Source organism: Mesorhizobium sp. M3A.F.Ca.ET.175.01.1.1 (genome assembly GCF_004791945.1).
GTDB lineage: Bacteria > Pseudomonadota > Alphaproteobacteria > Rhizobiales > Rhizobiaceae > Mesorhizobium.
The window spans coordinates 509,290-531,394 of sequence record NZ_SRTP01000002.1 but is presented as its reverse complement, the minus strand read 5'-3'; the positions used below and the strand labels follow the sequence as shown (position 1 = coordinate 531,394).

Genomic DNA, 22,105 nt, shown 5'->3' with positions numbered 1-22,105 from the left:
CCTTTTTAAAACTCGAAGCCGCAGCTATTGGAAAGCCACGGCTTCTAAAACGGTCGGCGAGCCTATACATCAGCCGGAATTGAATCACAAGGCCGCGGTAAGCGCATATTGAAGCGCAAAACCAGCAAGCGGCCGGAGGAAGCGCCCATGGCGGATATCGACGGCAGTGCAGACGCGCGCAGGCGATCGATCCGGCCGCTGAGAAGCCTCTTTCCCTATGTCACGCGCTACCGGAAACTGGCGGTCGGCGCCCTGATCTCGCTGAGCGTGGCGGCAGCGACGACGCTGGCCTTGCCGATGGCCGTGCGGCGCATGATCGATCACGGCTTCCAGGCGGCGAGCTCCAGCTTCATCGCCGAGTATTTCGCGGCGCTCGTGGTGATGGCGGCCCTGCTCGCTGCGGCGTCCGCCAGCCGCTACTATTTCGTCATCACGCTCGGCGAGCGGGTCGTCGCCGATATTCGTCGCGACGTTTTCGCCCATGTCACGACCCTTTCGCCGGCCTTTTTCGACCGCGCGCAGTCGGGCGAAATCGTGTCGCGGCTTGCCGCCGACACCACGCAGGTGAAATCGGCGGTCGGCGCCACCGCCTCGGTGGCGCTGCGCAATCTCATTCTCGGGCTCGGCGCCGTCGGCATGATGGTTTTCACCAGCCCGAAACTTTCCGGCCTGGTGCTGGCCGCCATCCCGCTGATCGTGCTGCCGCTCGTCGCTTTCGGTCGGTCGGTGCGCCGCAAGTCGCGCCAGGCGCAGGATACGCTGGCGGAGGCGACCGCCTATGCCAGCGAGCAGATCGGCGCGGTGCGCACGCTGCAGGCCTTCACCAACGAGAAGCTGGTCACCGACCGCTTCTCGGCGGCGGTCGAAGCTGCCTTCGACGCGGCGCGCACCTCCGTCTTCGCCCGTTCCTTCCTCACCTTCTTTGCCATCTTCATGATCTTCTCCTCGGTGGTGGCGGTGCTCTGGTTCGGCTCGCGCGACGTGCTTGTCGGCACGATGTCGGCCGGCACGCTTGGCCAGTTCCTGCTCTATTCGGTGTTCGCGGCCGGCGCGCTCGGCGCGCTGTCGGAGGTCTGGAGCGAGCTGTCGCAGGCGGCGGGCGCCGCCGAACGGCTGACCGAGATTCTCGCCGAGCGCCCGGCGATCCAGTCGCCGGTCGATCCCCAGCCGCTGCCGGCCGTCGCCAGAGGCGCAATCGGCTTCGAGGACGTCTCTTTCTCCTATCCGGCGCGTCCGGACAGGGCTGCCGTGCATGGCCTGAGTTTCCAGGTGAAGCCCGGCGAGACCGTGGCGATCGTCGGGCCTTCGGGTGCGGGAAAAAGCACCGTCTTTTCACTGATCCTGCGCTTCTACGATCCCGAGAGCGGCCGCATCGTCATCGATGGCGTCGATGTGCGCGGGGCGGACCCCGCCGCGGTTCGCGAACGCATCGCGATCGTGCCGCAGGACGTCACCGTCTTCGCCGCCAGCGTCCGCGACAATATCGGTTTCGGCCGGCCGGGCGCCGGCGATGCCGAGATCGAGGCGGCCGCCAAGGCAGCGCTCGCCGACGAGTTCATTCGCAAGCTCGACAGAGGGTACGACAGCCAGGTCGGCGAACGGGGCGTGACGCTCTCCGGTGGCCAGCGCCAGCGCGTGGCCATCGCCCGCGCCATCCTGCGCGACGCACCGATCCTGCTGCTCGACGAGGCGACGTCGGCGCTCGATGCCGAAAGCGAGACGCTGGTGCAGACGGCGCTCGAACGGCTGATGCGCGGCCGCACCACCATCGTCATCGCTCACCGGCTGGCGACGGTGCTCAAGGCCGACCGCATTCTCGTGATGGAAGGCGGGCGCATCGTCGAGGAAGGCACCCACCAAAGCCTCGTCGCCAAGGGCGGCATCTATGCGCGGCTCGCCAAGCTGCAGTTCGAGACCGGTGCAAACGCCTTCCAGGGCGCGGCGGAATAGCACCAGCCTTCTCGGCAGGAGCTGCCGTGCGGCTATCTGCGCCGGAAGGCCATGAAAAGCGGCACGCCTATGAAGATCGAGACCAGCAGCACCCCGGTTATGACCTGTTGTTGCGACCTGTCAGGATCGCTGCTTAGCGGATCTGCGGGCGCATCCTGGTAGGTGAAGTCGTATGTCCAGTCGATGTTGTCGCCGACGTCCTTGACCGACCTCAGGTAGTCGGTGATTTCCTTGGCCGGCACCTGCGTCGCCAACGTCCGGAAATCCCACTGCACCTCGAAAGTTGTCGGTGTATTGCTCCATGACGACTTCAGCGAGAGATAGGGCGTGACGACACTCTTCATCTCCCCGCCGGAAAACCTCGCCCTCAGATTGCTCACCGTCACGCTGTGCCTGCGATAGACCGGCGATCCCAGCGACACGGGTCCGGCGCGATCCACCACGGTCGGGGTCGGCAGGTCGGTGCCGAGGTCGGCCGCCTTGAGCGAGAAGTTCTTGGCGAGATCGTTGGCCGCGAGCGCTTCAGCCGGCAGCCGATAGCTCTCCCGTATGTTGATGATGTCGCCGTCACGATTGTCGAAGATTTCCAGCTTTGCCGCGCTTTCGATGCCGGGGTAGCGCTTGGTGTAGTATTTCAGGTAGGCGTCGGACAGTTCGCTGACCGACCGGCTGGCGAGCTTGCTGCGCATGTAGTCGGCGTCGGCGCCCTCATGGGTCGACAGCACCGACAGCGTCAACTGGCCACCAGGCTTGTCGGGAAAGGAAAACTCCTCGGCAACCTTGATACTTGGGCTTTTAAGCTCCCGACTGGGCATCTTCTCCAACTCGCCAGTGCCAAAGACCGGCAAGGCGAAACCGTAGTCCGGCTGTGGGAAATTGCTGGCGTCGCCGCCCTGCAGGTAATTGGTGGCGTCGAGCCAGTACGTCTTGGCCCCGATCGTCGTCTTGACGATGGCATGGTCGAAGTTGCGCAACGCCGGCAGGTGCTGGTCCAGCGCCCGCCCGTGGTCAAGGTCGGCCAGCGCGACCTGGGCCGAAACACCCAGCCGCGCGAGCGCCGAGGTCAGCAGCAGCGCCTTGTCCTTGCAGTCGCCGAAGCCGCTCTGGATGACCATCGCCGGATCTCGCGGAATGTACGACCCGGAGCCTATCGAGAGGCTGACATAGCGTATCTCGTCCTGGACGAGGCGCATCGCCTGGATCATCCGATCCTCTGGCAGAGGGTGCCTGGCCGCGATCTCGTCGAGCTTGGCGGCAAAGGCGGGCGGAAAGGCCGTCGCCGGTTTGTAGTAAGGCTGAACGGCGTCGATCACGCTTTGCCAACTGGCGGTGGACGAGACGTCGATCGATCCCCAGGCCGGGAAATCCGTCGGCACGTTCTCCTCCACCTTGACAGGCTTCGGATTGGCAATCTGCCAAAGATAGACGGAGTCCGTTCCCGAGGCGGAGATGGTGGGCTTGATCTCGGTGCCTCGCGGCTTGATCGCGAGCGGCTGCGAGGCCGGCCAGGTGATGCTGGTGCGGATCAGCCCCACCGGGTCTTCCCACTCGGTGGAGAAGCTGTAGAAGAACAGGCCTTTGCCGACGAGCGGTGTGATCTCATAGGTCTCGCCGTAGTCGACTATGTCGCCGACACGCACGTCGTCAATGTTGACATGAGCGGTCAGCCAGCCGTCATAGACGCCCTTCTCGGCGTCCTTCTCCTGCCGGAAAATGTCGAACTTTACGTCATCGAGCCGGTCCAGCACGGCGCCGTCGCGGATGATGCGCAGATGGTTGAGCGTGACCTTGTGTCTCGACGGATCGAACTCGAGGTCGATGCTCGCGCCCTGCTCAAGACCGGGACGGTCGACAATTCTGTAGACCGTGCGCGAATAGTCGTCATAGCCATAGTCGCGATGGATGATCTGCTCATCCGCTAGCAGCCAGGATATCCCGTTCTTGATCTGATCGGCCCGCGCCGGATCGGCCACCGGGACATCGACCGACTTGATCCAGCCCGCCTCCGGTCCTTTGAGCACGATCTCATCAGCACCGGCTGGAAGGATCGGAGCGGCCAGTACGGCCAAAATCACAACGAGGCAACGGAACGGCGCAACCTGACGAAAACTGCCACCCACCAACATTCAAGCCCACTGAAGCAAGGAACGCCCTTTGTCAGAGTCTTTCCCGCCAAAGTAAAGGGTCGATAACGCATCTTTCGCGCCGGTCGGCCTGGTGGTTCGCGAAGCCGCTTCAGTCGCCGTAGCGCCTGCGCAGATGTTGGGTGAAATAGGCGGCGTTGAGCTTCTCGCCGGTGGCGCGTTCGAGCAGGTCGGGTGTCGACCAGCGCGAGCCCTGCGACCAGATCTTGTCGCGGCGCCAATCGTTGATGGCGCTGAAATCGCCTTTCGCGAGATCCTCATCCGCCGACGGGTGCTGACTGGTCAGGGCGGCCCATTGCTGCGCCGCCATCATGGCGCCCAGCGTGTAGGACGGAAAATAGCCGAAGGCGGCACTGGGCCAGTGCACGTCCTGCATCGGCCCATCGGCCGGGTTGTCGATGGTCGACAGGCCGAGATAGTCGCGCATCCTGGCGTCCCAAGCCTCGGGCAGGTCGGCGGCCTCCAGCCGGCCGGAGACCAGTTCCTGCTCGAGCTCGTAACGCAGGATGACATGCAGCGGATAGGTGACCTCGTCGGCATCGACCCGGATCAGCCCGCGCTCGACATGGTGGACATGCGGCAGGATATCGTCGAGCGACCAGGCTTCGCCAAGATGCTTTTCGACCGCCGGCAAAGCCCAGCGCCAGAAGCCGGGGTTGCGGCCGATCTGCTTTTCGACGAACAGGCTCTGGCTCTCATGCACGGCCATGCCGCGCGCCTTGCCGAGCGGCCAGTGCGACCAGGCTTTCGGAAGGTTCTGCTCGTAGAGCGCGTGGCCGGTTTCGTGCAGCACGCCCATCAGCGCGGACAGGAAATCGGAGGTCTTGTAGCGGGTGGTGATGCGCACATCGCTCGGCACCCCGCCGCAGAATGGATGGTGCGACACCGACAGCGAGCCGTGGGTGAGGTCGAAACCGACCGCCGTCATCATCGCGAGGCCGAGCTCGTGCTGTCTGTCGATTGCGTAGCTGCCGGAGAGCGGCTTCAGCGGATGCTTCGCCAGCCGGGCGTCCTGCACGGCCAGCGCATGCGGCAGGAAATCCTTCAGGAATACCTTCAGCTCGGCAAACACCGGCGTGATGTCGGCGGCGCGATTGCCGGGGTCGTATTGTTCCATCAGCGAGTCATAAGGGTCCAGACCAAGCACGTCGGCGCGCAGAGCCGCTTCTTCACGGACCAGCGCCACAATGCCTTCCAGCGCCGGCAGGAAGCCGGCCCAGTCGTTCTTGGCGCGCAGATCGCGCCAGAGCTGCTCGGAGCGCATGCGCGCCGTCGTCTGCCGCTCGACGAATTCGACCGGCAGGCAGGTCAGGTTGGTGTATTGCCGGCGCAGTTCCGTGACCGCCGCCTGCTGTTCCTCGTTCAGCGGCTCTGCCTCGGCAGCGGCGATCCAGTCGGCGATCTCCGGCGCCGTCGCGCGGGCGTGCAGCATGCCGGCAAGCGCCGACATGGCCTCGGCGCGTTTCTCGCCGCCGCCGACCGCCATGTGGGTCGCCTCGTCGGCACCGAGGATGGCAAGCGCGTGCTCCAGCGCTTCGAGCTTGCGGCCGAGATCGTCGAGTTTCTGGAAAGACATGATGGATCCCAACTGGAAATTGGCTGGCGGGAAAAGATACCAATGCACAGAGCTTGGCAACCCTGATCGCAGCGGTTCGGATCAGGCCGTCTTGCCTGGCCATGGCGATGCGTGATCAATGCTTCAACCGGAGGCGCGGAGGAGACAATGATCGGCAGTATCCTGGTCGGGCTGGTGGCTTTGATCCATTGCTGCATCGTCTATCTGGAGATAGTGCTTTGGGACACGCCGCGCGGCCACAAGGCATTCAAGCTGAAGCCGGATTTCGCCAGCGCCTCAAAAGTACTCGCCGCCAACCAGGGGCTCTATAACGGCTTTCTCGCTGCCGGCCTGATCTGGGGACTCTATCTCGGCGCCGCCGGGTTCCAGATCGAGATCTTCTTCCTGCTTAGCGTTGCCGTCGCCGGCCTCTACGGCGCGGCGACCGTCAGCCGGAAGATTCTCCTCATCCAGACGGTGCCGGCGGTGCTCGCAATCGTCGCCCTGTGGCTGGGTTGGTGACAAAAAAGGACGCCCATGGGGCCAGGTCCCTCGGGCGTCAGGTGGTCCCTTCCGTTCCTCCGAAGAGTTGCTCTTGCTCTGGCGGCAGTTCCGGACGGAAGGCCGCTTCACACTTTTCCTGGAATTGCTCAGCCGTTCGGGTAGTGACCGCCGTCGGCGCCATCGCCCATCAGGAAGCTGCTGCCGGTATCGAGCATCAGCTTTTGGTCGACATTGTCGAGCCGGCGCAACAGGTCGTGATATTGCGCGGCAGGGATTCTGCCATGATCCGAAGCAGCGACCTTCTCGGCTGCCAGGCTGATGTGATTGGCACGCATGCGCAGCGACTGCGCCTCGGCGGCCGAGATGGTGTTGGCTTCCCGTGCCTCCTTGATGCCCTGGTCGACGCCTTGAATCTGATCGATGAGGCTGGTCACACGCGGCCCGGTGAGGTCGGTCGGCTCGGTCGCGTCGAGCGCGCCCTTGTGATGCCCAGCGGCATAGGCGCCGGCAAGCGGAGCGGCGACAAGGAACGCGGCGATGGTTGCAGTCTTGAGAGATGCTGAAGTGCGCATGACGGCGCCTCCTTTTGCTGGGAAGTGAGCGGCCCTGCCGCTTCGCCTTCCGACCGTTTGGGCCGTCCGGTTCCGTCGCGTCGCGATGGGAGGCATCGCCGGCGGTTCTCGGCCCGCACGGCAAATTAGGAGTGCCCGCGCAGGATGTGTAATTAAAAAAAGATAATGTTTTCAGGCCTTGCCGGCAGCCTGTTGCGCCCTAGAGTTGCGCCGGCGAACAAATTCGCGTGAACTCGCGTGATGTTGATGCGTGTCGCAATCCTTCAGATTCGCTGCATGCGTCTTAGGGTTTTGATTCCACGCATGTCTTTGTCCCGAGGCCGGTTCCCACTTTCGCGAGACATGCTTCACATCAACGTTCGGTGAGCTTCAGTTCGATGCGCCGGTTCTTGCTGCGCGCTTCGTCCGTGTCGGCCGGATCGAGCGGCTGGAACTCGCCGAAGCCGGCGGCGACCAGCCGGTTGGCCGGCACGCCGTTCTCGATCAGGAACTTCACCACCGAGGTCGCGCGCGCCGTCGACAATTCCCAATTGTCGCGATAGCGGCCGGTGCCCGACAGCGGCTTGTTGTCGGTGTGGCCGTCGACGCGCAGCACCCAGTTGATCTCCGGCGGGATCTCTTTCTGCAATTCGATGATGGCGTCGGCCAGCTTCTTCATCTCGACCTTGCCGGCATCGTTGATCACCTCGGAACCGGTCGGGAACAGCACCTCGGACTGGAAGACGAAGCGGTCGCCGACGATGCGGATGTTTTCACGGTCGGCGAGGATTTCGCGCAGGCGGCCGAAGAAGTCCGACCGGTAGCGGTTGAGTTCCTGCACGCGCTGCGCAAGCGCCACGTTCAGGCGGCGGCCGAGATCGGCGATCTTGGTGTTGGAGTCGCGGTCGCGCTGTTCGGAGACGTTGAGCGCGTCCTCGAGCGCGCCGATCTGCTTGCGCAGTGCCGCGATCTGCTGGTTCAGGATCTCGACCTGGCTCAGCGCCTGCTGGCTGATCTGGCGCTGGTTGCTGAGTTCGCCGGACAGAGCTTCCGCGCGCTGATTGGCGGCATCGCCGGCGCCGGCGCCCTGCGCCAGCAATTGCTGCAGACGGCTCTTTTCAGCTTCGGCCGCCGACAGCGAGGCTTGCAGGTTGGCGAGCGAGTCTTCCTTGTCCTGCGTGTTCGAACGCTCCAGCGCCAGCAGTTGGGTCAATTCGTTGATTTGCGAATTCAGCCGGTTGAGAACCGCGTCCTTGCCGGAAATCTCGCGGCTGAGCAGGAACTGCGCCAGCACGAAGACGGTGAGCAGGAACATGATCGCGAGCAGCAGCGTCGACAGCGCGTCGACGAAACCCGGCCAATAGTCGATGCGGCGATCGGCGCGCCGCCTTGCCAGCGCCACGTCAGTGGACCCCTTGCTTCTTCAGCGCGTCGGCGATCTTCTCCAGCGTGTTGCGCATGGCCTTCTGCTCGTCGGACTGGGCCTCGACCCAGTCGCGCATGATCTGCTGCTCGGAACGCATGTTCTTGACCAGGCCGGAGATGCCGTCGGCGAGATTGGCCATGGCGGTGGCCACGCGGGGGTTGGAGCCGCCGCCATTTTCCTGCAGGCTGCGCAGCCGCTCCGACAGCACGCGAATTTCCTCGGACGGCTCGGTCCGGGCCGGATGGTCGGAGACGACGATGTCGGATGAAAGATCGGTGACCGAGGACAGCCAGTTTTCGAGCTCGGTGTAGAAGCGAGTCTGGGCTCGGCCGGCCTGCAGGTCGAGGAAACCGAGCACCAGCGAGCCCGAAAGACCGAACAGCGAGGACGAGAAGGCGGTGCCCATGCCGGCGAGCGGCGCCGACAGGCCCTGCTTCAGCGCGTCGAGCACGGCGGCCGCGTCTCCCGTGCCGGGGTCGAGCGCCTCGATGGTCTCGCGGATCGAGGCGATGGTGTTGAGCAGGCCCCAAAAGGTGCCGAGCAGGCCGAGGAACACCAGCAGGCCGACCAGGTAGCGCGAGGTGTCGCGGGTCTCGTCGAGGCGGGTGGCGATCGAATCGAGCATGGTGCGCATCGACGAGGTCGAAAACGCCATCGACGACGAGCGGCCGATCATCGCCTTCATCGGGGCCAGCAGGACGGGCTCGGTGGTCTCCGAGCCGGCACGGAAGGAATTGACCCAGCGCACCTCGCGAAAGAGCCGGCCGACCTGGACGAAGGCAAGCAGGATGCCGATGCCGAGCACACCGACGATCAGTCCATTGAGTCCGGGATTGGAGCCGAAGGCGCTCGAGATCTGGCGGGTCAGGATGGCGGCGATGAAGGCGACGATGACCAGGAAGATCACCATGGTCAGCAGGAAGACCTGCGGGCTCGATAGCTTGTGCGGATCATAGACCAGGACATCCGAGCGCCTGCCGAAGGATCTGAGAAAAGCCATCCGTGCCCCGTTTCCGATGCCACCGCCGCAGAATTCACGCGACTCTAAACGGAATTGTGACCAAATTGAATGGCGCTTGGCAATATGGCCAGCGCCGGTCGCCTCGACGCGGATCGCGCTGAAACGGATTCAGGCAGCGTGTTTTGTTTGATGCATGCCATCGTCCCTGAAGCGCTGCACACTTCCGGGCGACAACCATCAGAAGCGGCTTACGACCAGGCAGTCGACCATGGCCGCCAGGTGCAAGCCGGCGCCGGTGACGACGAAGCCATGCCAGACGGCGTTGTGGAAGCGCATGCCCTTCCAGGCGAAGAAGACCACGCCCAGCGAATAGACGACGCCGCCGGCGACGAGCAGGGCGATCGAGGCTGTCGGCAGCGTATCGAGCAGCGGCCCGGCCAGCACGACGCCGCTCCAGCCGATGGCGAGATAGAAGACGATCGCCAACCGGTCATAGCGCCCTGGCAGGAGCATCTTGATCGCGATGCCCAGCGCGGCGGCGGTCCAGACCACCACGATCATGGGCACGGCAAGCGTCGAATTGTGGAGCTGGGCGAGAAAAGGCGTGTAGGTCGACGCGATCAGCAGATAGATCGCGGCATGATCGAAACGGCGCAATATCCATTTCGCCGGCCACGCCACCGGCCACAGATTATAGGCCAGCGACACCGAAAGCACGGTGAGCAGCGAGATGACGTAGAAGACCGCGGCGAAATATTCGCCGGGCCCTGAATGGAAGGCGGCTAAAGCCAGAAAGGCCGAACCGGCGGCGATCGCCAGCACGATGCCCACGGCATGCACGATGCCATCCGCGATCATCTCGGCGCGGGAGTAATGCCAGCGCCCGATGAACGGGATCTCGATCTGGGTTTCTTGACGGGCTTTGCTCATAAATGGTCCTGCAGACCTTATCTGGGCAGCTGCGAACCAGTATTTCAAGCTTCGGTTGCGGTTTTGCGACCACGAGCGCGTCCTTTCGACGCGCAAAGGACGCTGCCGCATTTTCATTTGCGCACGCTCTGGCGCGTCGTGCCTGCGGCGCGACCTGCGATCAACGGGACGCGAGCGGCTTCCTGACGGTCTTGAGCAGCGCGCGCTGGATGACCTCGTTGCCGGCGACGACCGAGCCGCGCTCCAGCATTTCCTGTCCGCCCTCGAAGTCGGAGACGAAGCCGCCCGCCTCCCGGATCAGCAATAGGCCGGCGGCGATATCCCAAGCGGAGAGCCCGATCTCCCAGAACCCGTCCATGCGGCCGGCGGCGACGTAGGCGAGGTCGAGGGAGGCGGAGCCGAGGCGGCGAACGCCCGACACTTCCGCCATGACGTTGCGGAGCTCGATCAGGAAGTTGCCGTGCTGGCCGCGTCCGAGATGCGGCACGCCGCAGCCGATCACCGCATCGGTCAGCTTGGCGCGACCGGCGACCCGCAGCCTGCGGTCGTTCATGAAGGCACCGCCGCCGCGCTCGGCGGTGTAGAGTTCGTCCATCGCCGGATTGTAGACGACGCCGGCGACGATCTGGCCCTGCCGCTCGAGCGCGATCGAGACAGCGAACAGCGGGATGCCATGCAGGAAATTGGTGGTGCCGTCGAGCGGATCGACGATCCAGCGGTGCTGGTCGTCGTCGCCCTCGACGGCGCCGCGCTCTTCCATCAGGAAGGCATAGCCCGGCCGCGCCTTGGACAGCTCGGCAAAGACGATTTCTTCCGCCTTGCGATCGGCCTGGCTGACATAGTCGCCGGGGCCCTTCATCGACACCTGCAGGTTCTGCACTTCGCCGAAATCGCGCGACAGCGAGCGCCCGGCCTTCATCGCCGCCTGGACCATGACATTGAGGATCGCGGAACGCGCCATTTCTTCTTCCTGCTGCCCTTCTTCCCGCTGCTCGCCGCCTATTCCGCGCGGCGCACGTATGTGATTTCGTTGGTGTCGACGATGATGCGCTCGCCCGCCGCGATGAAGGGCGGCACAAGCACGCGGATGCCGTTCTCCAGCACCGCCGGCTTGTAGGAGGAGGCGGCCGTCTGGCCCTTCACCACCGGGTCAGCCTCGGTGATGGTGAGCGTCACCTGGTCGGGCAGCGAGATGCCGATCGGCCGTTCCTCGTAAAGCTGGACCGTCACCATCATGCCGTCCTGCAGGAAGGCGGCACGGTCGCCGACGAAGTCCTTCTGCAGTTCGAGCTGCTCGTAGCTTTCGGTGTCCATGAACACCAGCGCGTCACCCTGTTCGTAAAGGAAGGAAAAGTCCTTCATTTCCAGCCTGATCTGCTCGACCGTTTCGGCCGAGCGGAAGCGCTCGTTGAGCTTGGTGCCGTTGATCAGGTTCTTCAGCTCGACCTGGTTGTAGGCGCCGCCCTTGCCGGGCTTGACGGTGTTGGTCTTGACCGCCACCCACAGGCCGCCGTCGTGCTCGATGACATAGCCTGGACGGATTTCGCTGCCACTGATCTTGGCCATGATGAACTGATCCGGAATGAGATTTTTGGCGCAGCCCGCGCGTGTGGCGCCTCCAAGACCACAAATCGCGCACAGTGGCAAGGGAGGGCGGGCAAGGGAGACCTTCAGGGCAGGCGGTTGGCCTTCTGCAGCGCCTGCCTGGTCTGTTCGTCGTCGAGCCCTTGCAGGAAATCATCCATCTCGGCATCGATCAGTCCGGCGCGGCGGGCAACAATGTACCAGGCGCCGGCGAGGATCACGTCCGGATCGGTGCCGATGCCGCCCATGTAAAGCTTGGCCAGCCGGTTCTGGGCGGCGACGTTGCCGCCCTCGGCGGCCCGTTTCATCCAGGCGAAGCCCGACTTCAGGTCGCGCGCGCCGCCGCGCCCCTCGATCATCCAGGCCGCAAGGTCGATCTGCGCGGTGTCGTAGTTCTGACGCGCGGCCTGCGCGAGCAGGATGCGCGCCCGGGCATCGTCGTGCGGCTTGCCGCCGACGCCGTTGGCGTAGATCTGCGCCAATGCGTATTGCGCATCCGCAAGGCCCGTGGCGGCGGCGCGTTCATAGTAGGCCGCCGCCTTGGCAAGCCCGGCGTCGCCCGGATCCTGCTGGACGAGCAGTTGTGCGAAGTTGAACTGCGCCAGCCGATTGCCGGCCTCGGCGGCGGCCTGCATCAGCGCGAAAGCCGCCTTCTCGTCCTTCTTCACATAGCGCCCGTCGAGCAGCATCAGGGCGTACTGGAACTGTGCTTCCGGAACGCCCTGCTCGGCGGCAAGCCCATACCACTTCGCCGCCTCGGCGGCGTTGAGCGGCACGCCCAGCCCGCGCGACAGTATCTCGGCCACCAGCGTCTGGGCCGCCGGATCGCCATTCTTGGCCCGCACCATCGCGAGGTTGTAGGCGGTCTTGTAGAGCCCGCGCTGGAAGGCGCCATAGGCGGCGTCCGGAGGCCTCGCGCCAAAGCGGTCGGGATTGATGCTGTCGGCCGAGGGCGGCGCAAGCGTGGCCGGCTGCGGCAGCGGTTTGTCGATCGCCTTGTCGGCATGCACCCGATTTTCATGCGCACCGGCAGCGGGCTTGCTGGGATCCGGCGCGCTCGCAGCCGGCTTGGGCTGCGGCATCGGCACGGGTTCGGCTGCAGCCGCGGCCTGGATCGCAAGGGCGGCAGCCAGGGCCGCGAAGGGGAGCCGGGGCAGGCGCACGTCAGTCCTCGAAGCGGGGCGCGGTCTGGTCGAGCAGCGCATTGGCCGCGGCGACCGCCGCGCGCGGGTCCAGCCCGTCGGCGAAGACCGCGCTGGACAGCGCCACGAACTCGGCGCCTGTCGCCGCGACGGCTTCCACCGACCCGAGATCGGATCCGCCCATGACGACGCAGGGAATCTGGATCATCTGCGCCCACCATTCGCCAAGCGAGAGGTTGCGGGGATGCGGCTCAGACTTGTTGTCGTAGCCGAAGCGGCCGAAGAAAATATAGTCCGGGCGCTCCTCGCCAAGGTCCAGCGCGTCGTCGCGGGTCTTGGCGCCGCCAGCGCCGACCATCATCTTGCCTTGCAGGCGCTCGATCGTCTCGGCGAGATCATTGCGGCCCGCCTCGACATGGATGCCGTCGGCGTGAACGCGACCGGCAATGCGGCTGTCGCCCGCGATGACGACAGCGACGCCGGCGGCCTGGGCGATCGGCACGATCTTCTCGGCGAAGGCCTGGAAAGCCGCATCGTCCATGCCGTTTTCAGGCAGGATCAGCGAGGCGACGTCGCCGCCCTCGAATGCCGCGCAGATATGTTCAGCCGTCGCAAGCGGCGGCGCAATCAAAACGATGCGGCAGCGGTTGGGCGGCGTGGCTTCATTCATCGGTCTTCGATCCCGGTTTTCGCCTATGCCGGGCGAAGATGGTTGCATTGCGGCATAGAGCAAACCGGGCGGCTTGAACAGCCGGCTATGCGGCCGGCGCGGATCGATGGTCCGAACGGAGGCGGTGTCGGGCCACCTCCATTTACAGCGCCAGCTTGTAGCCGAGGTGGCTTCCCTTGAAGCCGAGCCGTTCGTAGAAGCGGTGCGCGTCGAGGCGGCTTCTGTTGGTCGTTAGCTGCACCACCCTGCAGCCCCGCTCGCGGCACTTTTCGATCGCCCATTCGAACATGCGCTGTCCAAGCCTTTCGCCGCGCCGGTCCGCCGCGACGCGGACGGCCTCGATCTGGCCGCGCCAGGCGCCCTGCAGCGACAGGCCGGCAAGGAAGCTGATCTGCAGCGTGCCGACGACGTCGGCGCCGTCAGTCATGACAGCAAGGAATTGGTTCGGGTCACGGTCGACCGCGGCGAAGGCATCCAGATAGGCCCGCGCCAAAGGCAGTCGCGTATCCTCGCGGGCGCTGCCAAGCTCATCGTCGGCGAGCATCGCGACGATCGTCGGGAGATCGGCTTCGGTCGCGCGGCGGATCGCGATTTTGCTCATTGTCAGAACCTCTGCTGGGTCGAGGAGTTATGCATGGCCGGCGCGATTGCCGCAAACCGCAAAGGCCGGGTTACGGACAATTGATCGTGCCGTCCGGTTGTCCGGCCACATTGGCTATCGCGACAGTTCGCATTCTGGTCTATTGCAGGACCTCCTGCCGACCTCATCTCCCAGCCGCTCTCTTCTCAATGTCAGGCCTGCCCAGCGACCCGTGGTTCTACGCCGCCGCCATTCCGGCGGTCATCCTCGTCGGCCTGTCGAAAGGCGGCTTCGGCGGTGCCGTCGGCTTCGTCGGCGTGCCGTTGATGGCGCTGACCATCCCGCCGGTGCAGGCCGCCGCCATCCTGCTGCCGATCCTGTGCCTGATGGATATCGTTTCGGTATGGACCTGGTGGGGCATCTATGACCGCAAGATGCTGGTCGAGATGATGCCGGGCGCCATCGTCGGTATCGGCCTCGGCTGGCTGACGGCGGCTCTGGTGACCGAGGAGATGGTGCGGCTGATCGTCGGCGCGGTGGCGCTGATTTTCGTGCTGCGCTGGCTCTATCTGCAATTGCGTCATGGTGCCGACCACGCGGCCGAGCCGAACCGCACGGCGGCCGCATTCTGGGGCACGGTTGCCGGCTTCACCAGCTTCGTCGCCCATGTCGGCGGCCCGCCCTTCCAGGTCTATGCACTGCCGATACGGCTCGACCCGAAGGTGCTTTCGGGAACGGCGACGATCTTCTTCGCCGCCACCAATGCGCTGAAGCTCGTTCCCTATTTCGCGCTCGGACAGTTCGACACCACCAACCTCACCGCTTCGGCGGTGCTGATGCCGCTGGCGCCGCTCGCCACGATCGCAGGCGCGTGGCTGGTGCGGCGCATGCGGCCGGAGGTGTTCTATCCGTTCACATACGCAACCGTCGCGGTGGTGGCGGTCAAGCTTTTGTGGGACGGTATCGCCGGCCTCATGTAAGGAGGAGGGCGGCCTGCCGCCGCCCTTGCCGTCAGGCAGCGCTCGGCACCATCTGACGGCCGCCGCCGACGGCGAGTGCCGCGCCCACTACCACGACCAGCGCCATGCCGGCGAGCATGCCGACATCATGCACAGTCGGCTTCAGGACCATGTCGGCGATGATCACCAGCATGACGGCATAGTCGAGGCGTGCCCAACTCATCATGCGCTGGCCGATGGCGAGAACCGCGGGCGTGACGCCGTCCTTGGCGATCATGGCGCCCATTCGCTCGCCGGTCGGCTTGAAGACGAGCATGCCAATCGAGAAGGTGGTGACGTAACCGGCGAGGCCGATGATGATCCACAGGTCGGAGAAGCCGACCCAGAAGCCGCACATGATAAGCCCGAAGATCAGGGTCAGCATCGACATCGGGGCGAAGTACTTGCCGCCGAGCTGACCGCTTGCGCGCATCGCCTGCAGCTTATCCTCGATGTTGCCGGCGCGCTGGGCAAGCACACCGAGCAGGAACAGGACGAATCCACCGCCGACCCACAGAATGGCCGAGACGACGTGGAGGAATTTGACGATCGAGTACCAGTCCATGCTTTGCTCCTGGAATGCATTTTTATGTCGCGGCGGCGCGAATTCGCGCCCGCCCCCTCAGAGAAGCGGGCCTTTAGCGTGCGGGCTGTATCGGAACGATGTCGCGCCGGCGGCCGGTATGTTTCGGCGCTGCGAATCGCGAGGGAAGGTCAGCCGCCGCCGAAAATCGGGATCGCGATGCAGCCTGTCCTGTTCCGGCACAGAAGAGCTCAATCGGTCAAAAAATCCGCCCGGCGTTAAGGCTTCGTTAAGCTTTACAGGTGTTTACTATGCACATCCAGTTTTGCTGGATTCTTACCGAGTGGTTGGAGCCACTTTGTTTGACGCCTCCCTGTTAAACTCCTGAGAGCCGCCTTATCCGCGGCTCTTTTTTTGTCCCCGGCAGGCCGGCCGGTGGCAGGGTTTGCGTTAACCGTTTGTTAAACATGCGCTTGCCTTCATGGGCGCCTAAGCGCATTTTCAAGCCTCAGTCGTTTAGGGTGCAGACGCGTCGGCAAGAATGCCGAATCGGCTTGCGGCAGTGCAGGGGCGTATCAATGACCGAGCCTTCGAAAGGCAGCGCGAAAACCATCAAGCTCGCGGAGCGCCGGGTCTTTTCCCAATCCTTCAAGCCGCTCTACCAGGAGGGTATGGGACTGGTCGAACAGGCCGCCGAATATCTCGACGGCAAGGGCAGAGCCGAGGCGAAGAAGCTGTCGCGCGCGGCGGCGACGCTCTATGCGGCCGAATCGATGCGGCTGACCACAAGGCTGATGCAGGTTGCGTCCTGGCTGCTTCTGCAGCGCGCGGCGAATTCCGGCGAGATGACGCGCGACCAGGTCGCCTCCGAGAAGTCAAAGGTGCGCCTCGACACGGCGTCCGCGCATGACGAAGCAGCCGGATGGAGCGAACTGCCGAAGGAGTTTCTGGAACTCGTGAGCCGGTCGCTGCGCCTGCAGGCGCTGGTGCGCCGCATGGACGAGGAAATCTATGGCTCGATCTACGACACGCCGGCCGTCAGCCGCCGCGCCAACCCGGTCTCCGACCAGATCAGCCTGCTGAACACGGCTTTCGCCCGCGGCTGATCCGGCTGCTTAGCCAAAATCCGAGCAGCCTGTTTCCCCCTTGAATCGTTTCTGGTTTGTTCACATTTCGCTGGCATCGCTTGCCGCCACGGGTAAAGTTGGCGCATGGGGGAAGCGATTCGCATCATCGGCATCGATCCGGGGCTGAGGCGCACCGGCTGGGGCATCGTCGAGAGCCTTGGCAATTCGCTGCGCTTCGTCGCTTCCGGTACCGTGCGCTCGGACGACAAGGCGCCGCTCGCAGCAAGACTCTGCCAATTGCATGACGGACTGGCCGAGGTGCTGCACCAAGCCATGCCGCACGAGGCAGCGGTCGAGCAGACCTTCGTCAACAAGGATGCGACCGCGACGCTGAAGCTCGGCCAGGCGCGCGGCATTGCCATGCTGGTGCCGGCGCGCGCCGGATTGGTCGTTGCCGAATACGCCCCCAACGCCGTCAAGAAGGCGGTGATCGGCGTCGGCCACGGCGAGAAGAAGCAGATCCACATGATGGTGAAGGTGCTGATGCCGAAGGCCATCTTCGACACGGACGATGCCGCCGATGCGCTGGCCATCGCCATCTGCCATGCGCATCATCGCCAGAGCGTCGCCTATCGGATGGCGGCTTTGGCATGAGAGGAATGCCATGATCGGCAAGCTGAAAGGCACGCTGGACGAGATCGACGAGGATTCTTGTCTCGTCGACGTGCATGGCGTCGGCTATGTCGCCTATTGCTCGGCGCGCACGCTGGCTTCCCTGCCGGGGCCCGGCGAGGCGGTGGTGCTGTTCATCGAGACCTATGTGCGCGAGGACATGATCCGGCTCTACGGCTTCCAGACAGCACTCGAGCGCGAATGGTTCCGCCTGCTGATGAACAATGTGCAGGGCGTCGGCGCCAAGGTGGCGCTGGCGGTGCTGTCGACATTGGCCCCGGCCGATCTCGCCAATGCGATCGCGCTGCGCGACATCGCCATGGTCAGCCGAGCGCCCGGCGTCGGCAAGAAAGTGGCCGAGCGCATCGTCACCGAGTTGAAGGCCAAGGCGCCCGCCTATGCGGGCGCTGCCACCGGCACGATCGGACTCAAGCAGGAGCTCGGCGCGGGCGTGGCGGCAGCACCGATCACCGACGCGGTCTCGGCGCTGGTCAATCTCGGCTATTCGCGCGACATCGCCGCCAATGCGGTGGCGGCGGCGCTGAAGGCGGCCGGCGAGGGTGCCGATGCCTCGAAGCTGATCCGCTTCGGATTGAAGGAACTGGCGCGGTGACGCGGCGCTTGTCCAGTTTGTTGGCGTATGCAAGGAAGGCGGCATGAACCTTTCGCCCCGCCTCATTGCTCCCGACAAGCGCGGCGAGGATGCCGACCAGACCTTGCGCCCGCAGTCGCTCGACGAGTTCGTCGGCCAAGCGGCGGTCAGGGCCAACCTCAAGGTTTTCGTCGACGCCGCCAAGAACCGCGGCGAGGCGCTCGACCATGTGCTGTTCGTCGGGCCGCCAGGCCTCGGCAAGACGACGCTGGCGCAGATCATGGCACGCGAGCTCGGGGTCAATTTCCGCTCGACCTCGGGGCCGGTCATCGCCAAGGCCGGCGACCTTGCAGCACTTCTCACCAATCTCGAGGACCGCGACGTCCTCTTCATCGACGAGATCCACCGCCTCAATCCGGCGGTGGAGGAAATCCTCTATCCGGCGATGGAGGATTTCCAGCTCGACCTGATCATCGGCGAGGGGCCGGCGGCGCGTTCGGTCAAGATCGACCTTGCCCGCTTCACGCTGGTTGCTGCAACGACGCGACTCGGGCTGCTGACCAATCCGCTGCGCGACCGTTTCGGCATTCCGGTCAGGCTCAATTTCTATACGGTCGAGGAGTTGGAGCAGATCGTGCGCCGCGGCGCCCGCATCCTCTCGATGCCGCTCGGCGACGACGGCGCGCTGGAGATCGCGCGCCGCGCCCGCGGCACACCGCGCATCGCCGGCCGGCTGTTGCGACGGGTGCGCGATTTCGCCTCCGTCGCCGGAGACGGCCATGTCGACAAACGCATCGCCGACGAGGCGCTGACCAGGCTGGAGGTGGACGGTCTCGGACTCGACGCGCTCGACCGCCGATATCTTTCGATGATCGCGCGCAATTTCGGCGGCGGGCCGGTCGGCATCGAAACGATCGCGGCGGGGCTTTCCGAGCCGCGCGACGCGATCGAAGACATCATCGAGCCCTATTTGATCCAGCAGGGCTTCATCCAGCGCACGCCGCGCGGCCGCGTGCTGACAGCCAATGCCTGGCGGCATCTCGGTCTCGATGCGCCAAAGGACCTTGCTCAGCAGCAGATCAGCCTGTTCCAGGAAGAGTAATGTGATTTGGTCGCCCGCTGCCGGGTGACGGCTTATCTGCGCAAAATCTCCTCGCCTCGGCCAAGCCGAAGGCGCAATTGCGGCCTCTAAGACAGGGGTGGATTGATGCAATTGCCGTTGCCCGGGCCAGGGACTTATCGATGATCACCAGACGTGGTTTCCTGCGGCTCGTCGGCGGCTCGTTCTTCTCCTTGGTGTCGCTCGGCGCCTATGCGGTCGGCATCGAGCCGATGCTGCTCACCCATGTCAAGCGCTACGCGCTGACGCCGCCGCATTGGCCGGCCGGGCTCAAGCTCCGCATCGTGGCGCTCGCAGACATCCATGCCTGCCGGCCCTGGATGACGCCGGAGCGCGTCGCCTCGCTGGCCGAGGAGGCGAACGCACTGCAGCCGGATCTGATTGTGCTGCTCGGCGACTATGTTGCCGGTATGCGCCTGGTCACGGAGCAGGTGTCGGCGGCGGAATGGGCTTCGGCCCTGTCCGGACTGAAGGCGCCGCTCGGGGTGCTGTCGATCCTCGGCAATCACGACTGGTGGCACGATGTTGCCGCGCAAGAGGCCGGGGCCGGGCCGACGATTTCGCGCAAGGCACTGGAAGGCGTCGGCATTCCAGTGCTGGAAAACGATGTCGTGCGCCTGGAAAAGGATGGACAAGGCTTCTGGATAGCCGGGCTCGCAGACCAGCTTGCACTGCGTCCGGGTCGTGCCTGGGGCCGGTCCAGCTTCAAGGGGCTGGACGATCTCAAAGGCACGCTCGCCAAGGTGAGCGACAACGCGCCCATCATCCTGCTTGCGCATGAGCCCGACATCTTTCCCGAAGTGCCGTGGCGGGTTTCACTGACGCTGTCCGGCCACACGCATGGCGGGCAGGTGCGGCTGTTCGGCTATTCGCCGGTCGTGCCGTCCGTGTTCGGCAACCGCTACGCCTATGGCCATGTGGTGGAAAACGACCGTCACCTGATCGTCTCCGGTGGGCTCGGCTTCAGCATCATGCCGGTGCGTTTCGGCGTGCGGCCGGAAATTTTGCATATCGAGCTGGGCTGAAACCAATCAGTGAAGTGACCTGATCAGATCCATCACTTCCGGCTCCGCCTTCTCGCCATCGAAGCCGTCGACGATGCCGAAGGCGCCGCCGTAGCTCCAGACCGACCAGGAAAAGCCATGCGTTTCGGCGCGGGCGATCATGTCGCCGACGTAAGCGGCGCGGTATTCGGCCGGCATGGCATAGGCGTTGCCATACTCCTTGCGGATCATGCCGAACTCGCCAAGCGTGATGTTTTCCGGCTTGATCCCGTTGGCTTTCGCCCAGGCGTCGACTGTCTTGAACGGCGCGTCCATGGCCGCGAGCAGCTTCTCGGGGCTGTCGAGACCAGCCACCTGTTCGTCGAGATAGGCCAGCAGACCGCTTTGCCGCGCCCATGGCGCCTCGGCTTTGATCCGGTCGCGGATCGTGTCCAGCGTCACGTCGAGCTGCGCACGTGACACGGCTGTCAGCGGATAGGGCAGGCCGGTGACATACTGAATGAAATCACCGGCCCAGGTCGCGCCCTGATGGGTAAGGAGGAACGGGTCGTAGGAATGGAAGGTCCAGATGACGTTGTCATCGGGGATCGCCTTCGGGTCGATCCTGGCCAGAGATTCAGCATTCGAATAGCAGCCGCCGGTGAGGATCAACGTCAGCCTGGTCGCCGAAGATCGCGCGGCCGCGAACAGTTTCTTCTGGCGGTCCGGCCAAAGGCTCGTGGCGCTGCCGTCGCAATCGACGATCGGTTCATTCATCAGTTCGAGCGCGACCTGGCCCGGTTCTTCGGCGGCGAGCGTGCGCGCCATTTTGCGCACCAGTTCGAGGTAAGCGTCGAAGGTGGCGGGGTCGCCCATCACCTCGCCCATGCCGATCGTGCGGTTGCCGCCGGCCGGGATCAGATGCAGATCGACGATGACCTTGAGGCCGGCGCGGTTGATCAGGCGCGCCGAGTCCAGCACGCTGGCATAGAGGTCGTCGCGCAGCGCCGGCGTCCGCTCGGACAGGAAAGGCGAGGGATCGACCGGCATGCGCAGGAAGTCGAAGCCGGCGTCCTTGAGCGCCTTGAGGTCATCTTCCTTGAGGAACTTGCGCCACTCCGGATAAGGCAGGATCGCCGCGCGATCGCCCCATTTGTCTTCAGCCGGCCAGGTGACCCACTGGTCGAGGTTGAGGCCGCGCTTCATGGTGAAGGCCGCCGCTTCAACTGGCTGAGCGAGCGCAAAGAGCGCCAGCAGTGCCGCCATCAAGGTCTTGATCATGCCGCCCAACAGTGCCATCCGGTTCCCGCGCGGGAACAGTGCGTGTCGCCCAAAAGTGCGCAGCGGTTTTGGGACAACGACACGCAAAAGGAAAATGCCTAAAGCCCGCCGGGCGTTAGGTGCCCGTTCGGGGCCGAAAAGGAAAGCGCGATGGACGATCATGGTGAATCGGCGACGCTCAGCGCCGGGCTTTCCGGGGCGCTGACCGAGTTCGGCCATCGCCTGATGGCTCGGGTCTACTATGCCGACACCGACTTCTCAGGCGTCGTCTACCATGCGCGCTACCTCGAGTTCTTCGAGCGCGGCCGGTCCGACTATCTGCGGCTCGCCGGCGTCCATCACACCGAGCTTGCCGACGGCAAGCATGGCGAGCGCATCGTCTGGGTGGTGCGCCGCATGGTGATCGACTTTCGCTCACCGGCCCGCATGGACGATATTCTCACTGTCGAAACACGCACGGAAGATATTTCCGGCGCCCGCATCTTCATGGCGCAGCAACTGAAGCGCGGCGCCGAGGTGCTGGTCGAAGCCAAGGTCGAGGCGGCGATCGTCGGCGAGGGCGGGAGACCAAGGCGCTTTCCAAAAGAGTGGATATCAGCCTTCATGCCCAAGGGACGGTGACATTCAGGTGAGCCCTGGCTGACATGAATTTCAACGCAACTTGATCTCGGTGGCGCCGAAGCGTTCAGCGCCAGGCGCGGCAATGCGCCGCGCTTTTGGATCCTAACCCATCCTTAACCATAACGGTTCATGAAGGAATTGGCGAAGATTGGCGCAATTCCTGCGCCTTCCTTTCACCAAGATTTGCCCCGAAAAGGCCGCGAAACGGTGCATTCGGGGCTTGTCCCGCAAGCTTCAAGCTTCGCGCGATC

At 64.5% G+C, this 22,105-nt stretch carries 22 protein-coding genes; 9 read left to right on the top strand and 13 right to left on the bottom strand.

The annotated features are described in order from the left end of the window. Positions 1 to 147 precede the first annotated feature (147 nt). A complete protein-coding gene (locus EN818_RS07200; protein WP_095804949.1) occupies positions 148 to 1,950 on the top strand; it encodes an ABC transporter transmembrane domain-containing protein in 1,803 nt (600 codons plus the stop codon). A gap of 32 nt (positions 1,951 to 1,982) precedes the next feature. Here EN818_RS07200 and EN818_RS07195 read toward each other — a convergent pair whose 3' ends face one another. Together EN818_RS07195 and EN818_RS07190 are read right to left on the bottom strand one after the other, a co-directional pair. Beyond that, on the bottom strand, positions 1,983 to 3,971 hold the full coding sequence (locus tag EN818_RS07195; RefSeq protein WP_165349978.1) for a DUF3857 domain-containing transglutaminase family protein: 1,989 nt from the start codon (positions 3,969 to 3,971) through the stop codon (positions 1,983 to 1,985). A gap of 214 nt (positions 3,972 to 4,185) precedes the next feature. After that, positions 4,186 to 5,670 carry a carboxypeptidase M32 gene (locus EN818_RS07190; protein ID WP_095804710.1) on the bottom strand — a complete coding sequence of 495 codons (1,485 nt, stop codon included), beginning with the start codon at positions 5,668 to 5,670 and terminating at the stop codon, positions 4,186 to 4,188. A gap of 147 nt (positions 5,671 to 5,817) precedes the next feature. Here EN818_RS07190 and EN818_RS07185 point away from each other — a divergent pair, with 147 nt between their 5' ends. Next, entirely contained in the window at positions 5,818 to 6,171 is a 354-nt protein-coding gene (locus tag EN818_RS07185) for a DUF1304 domain-containing protein (protein ID WP_095804709.1), read from the top strand. A gap of 128 nt (positions 6,172 to 6,299) precedes the next feature. On the opposite strand, the gene EN818_RS07180 is transcribed toward EN818_RS07185, so the two are convergent. From EN818_RS07180 to EN818_RS07140, 9 genes are all read right to left on the bottom strand, one after another. Further along, on the bottom strand, positions 6,300 to 6,725 hold the full coding sequence (locus EN818_RS07180) for a hypothetical protein (RefSeq protein WP_095804708.1): 426 nt from the start codon (positions 6,723 to 6,725) through the stop codon (positions 6,300 to 6,302). 352 nt (positions 6,726 to 7,077) lie between these two features. Next, positions 7,078 to 8,106 carry a peptidoglycan -binding protein gene (locus EN818_RS07175; protein ID WP_095804707.1) on the bottom strand — a complete coding sequence of 343 codons (1,029 nt, stop codon included), beginning with the start codon at positions 8,104 to 8,106 and terminating at the stop codon, positions 7,078 to 7,080. A gap of 1 nt (position 8,107) precedes the next feature. Further along, on the bottom strand, positions 8,108 to 9,130 hold the full coding sequence (locus EN818_RS07170; protein WP_095804706.1) for a MotA/TolQ/ExbB proton channel family protein: 1,023 nt from the start codon (positions 9,128 to 9,130) through the stop codon (positions 8,108 to 8,110). A 198-nt stretch (positions 9,131 to 9,328) separates the two neighbouring features. Further along, positions 9,329 to 10,021 carry a hemolysin III family protein gene (locus EN818_RS07165; RefSeq protein ID WP_095804705.1) on the bottom strand — a complete coding sequence of 231 codons (693 nt, stop codon included), beginning with the start codon at positions 10,019 to 10,021 and terminating at the stop codon, positions 9,329 to 9,331. 160 nt (positions 10,022 to 10,181) lie between these two features. Further along, complete coding sequence (locus tag EN818_RS07160) at positions 10,182 to 10,982, bottom strand: inositol monophosphatase family protein (RefSeq protein WP_129553660.1); 801 nt, start codon at positions 10,980 to 10,982, stop codon at positions 10,182 to 10,184. A 38-nt stretch (positions 10,983 to 11,020) separates the two neighbouring features. Next, positions 11,021 to 11,587 carry an elongation factor P gene (gene efp / locus EN818_RS07155; protein ID WP_095804703.1) on the bottom strand — a complete coding sequence of 189 codons (567 nt, stop codon included), beginning with the start codon at positions 11,585 to 11,587 and terminating at the stop codon, positions 11,021 to 11,023. Between the two features lie 104 nt (positions 11,588 to 11,691). Beyond that, complete coding sequence (locus EN818_RS07150) at positions 11,692 to 12,768, bottom strand: tetratricopeptide repeat protein (protein ID WP_165349979.1); 1,077 nt, start codon at positions 12,766 to 12,768, stop codon at positions 11,692 to 11,694. A 1-nt stretch (position 12,769) separates the two neighbouring features. Further along, positions 12,770 to 13,417, bottom strand: coding sequence for a thiamine phosphate synthase (locus tag EN818_RS07145; protein ID WP_095804701.1), 648 nt, complete (start codon positions 13,415 to 13,417; stop codon positions 12,770 to 12,772). 142 nt (positions 13,418 to 13,559) lie between these two features. Then, complete coding sequence (locus EN818_RS07140; protein ID WP_095804700.1) at positions 13,560 to 14,018, bottom strand: GNAT family N-acetyltransferase; 459 nt, start codon at positions 14,016 to 14,018, stop codon at positions 13,560 to 13,562. Positions 14,019 to 14,206: 188 nt separating this feature from the next. Between EN818_RS07140 and EN818_RS07135 the strand changes: the two genes are divergently transcribed. Beyond that, positions 14,207 to 14,977, top strand: coding sequence for a sulfite exporter TauE/SafE family protein (locus EN818_RS07135; RefSeq protein WP_095804699.1), 771 nt, complete (start codon positions 14,207 to 14,209; stop codon positions 14,975 to 14,977). 31 nt (positions 14,978 to 15,008) lie between these two features. Here EN818_RS07135 and EN818_RS07130 read toward each other — a convergent pair whose 3' ends face one another. Continuing rightward, a complete protein-coding gene (locus EN818_RS07130; protein WP_095804698.1) occupies positions 15,009 to 15,560 on the bottom strand; it encodes a DUF2269 family protein in 552 nt (183 codons plus the stop codon). A gap of 536 nt (positions 15,561 to 16,096) precedes the next feature. Here EN818_RS07130 and EN818_RS07125 point away from each other — a divergent pair. The 5 genes from EN818_RS07125 to EN818_RS07105 all read left to right on the top strand — a co-directional run bounded on the left by EN818_RS07125 (position 16,097) and on the right by EN818_RS07105 (position 19,994). Then, on the top strand, positions 16,097 to 16,624 hold the full coding sequence (locus EN818_RS07125; RefSeq protein ID WP_095804697.1) for a DUF1465 family protein: 528 nt from the start codon (positions 16,097 to 16,099) through the stop codon (positions 16,622 to 16,624). Positions 16,625 to 16,729: 105 nt separating this feature from the next. Continuing rightward, complete coding sequence (ruvC, locus tag EN818_RS07120) at positions 16,730 to 17,239, top strand: crossover junction endodeoxyribonuclease RuvC (protein ID WP_095804696.1); 510 nt, start codon at positions 16,730 to 16,732, stop codon at positions 17,237 to 17,239. 10 nt (positions 17,240 to 17,249) lie between these two features. Beyond that, the gene (gene ruvA, locus EN818_RS07115) at positions 17,250 to 17,870 is read left to right on the top strand and encodes a Holliday junction branch migration protein RuvA (RefSeq protein WP_095804695.1); all 621 of its coding nucleotides are present in this window, start codon (positions 17,250 to 17,252) and stop codon (positions 17,868 to 17,870) included. A 43-nt stretch (positions 17,871 to 17,913) separates the two neighbouring features. Continuing rightward, on the top strand, positions 17,914 to 18,951 hold the full coding sequence (gene ruvB, locus EN818_RS07110) for a Holliday junction branch migration DNA helicase RuvB (protein WP_095804694.1): 1,038 nt from the start codon (positions 17,914 to 17,916) through the stop codon (positions 18,949 to 18,951). A 140-nt stretch (positions 18,952 to 19,091) separates the two neighbouring features. After that, positions 19,092 to 19,994: a metallophosphoesterase gene (locus tag EN818_RS07105; protein WP_095804693.1), complete on the top strand. Its 903-nt coding sequence runs from the start codon at positions 19,092 to 19,094 to the stop codon at positions 19,992 to 19,994. A gap of 6 nt (positions 19,995 to 20,000) precedes the next feature. Here EN818_RS07105 and EN818_RS07100 read toward each other — a convergent pair whose 3' ends face one another. Further along, complete coding sequence (locus tag EN818_RS07100) at positions 20,001 to 21,251, bottom strand: cellulase family glycosylhydrolase (protein ID WP_095804692.1); 1,251 nt, start codon at positions 21,249 to 21,251, stop codon at positions 20,001 to 20,003. Between the two features lie 132 nt (positions 21,252 to 21,383). Here EN818_RS07100 and ybgC point away from each other — a divergent pair, with 132 nt between their 5' ends. After that, positions 21,384 to 21,854 (top strand): tol-pal system-associated acyl-CoA thioesterase, encoded by a 471-nt coding sequence (ybgC, locus tag EN818_RS07095; RefSeq protein WP_095804691.1) that lies wholly within the window; start codon positions 21,384 to 21,386, stop codon positions 21,852 to 21,854. Positions 21,855 to 22,105 lie beyond the last annotated feature (251 nt).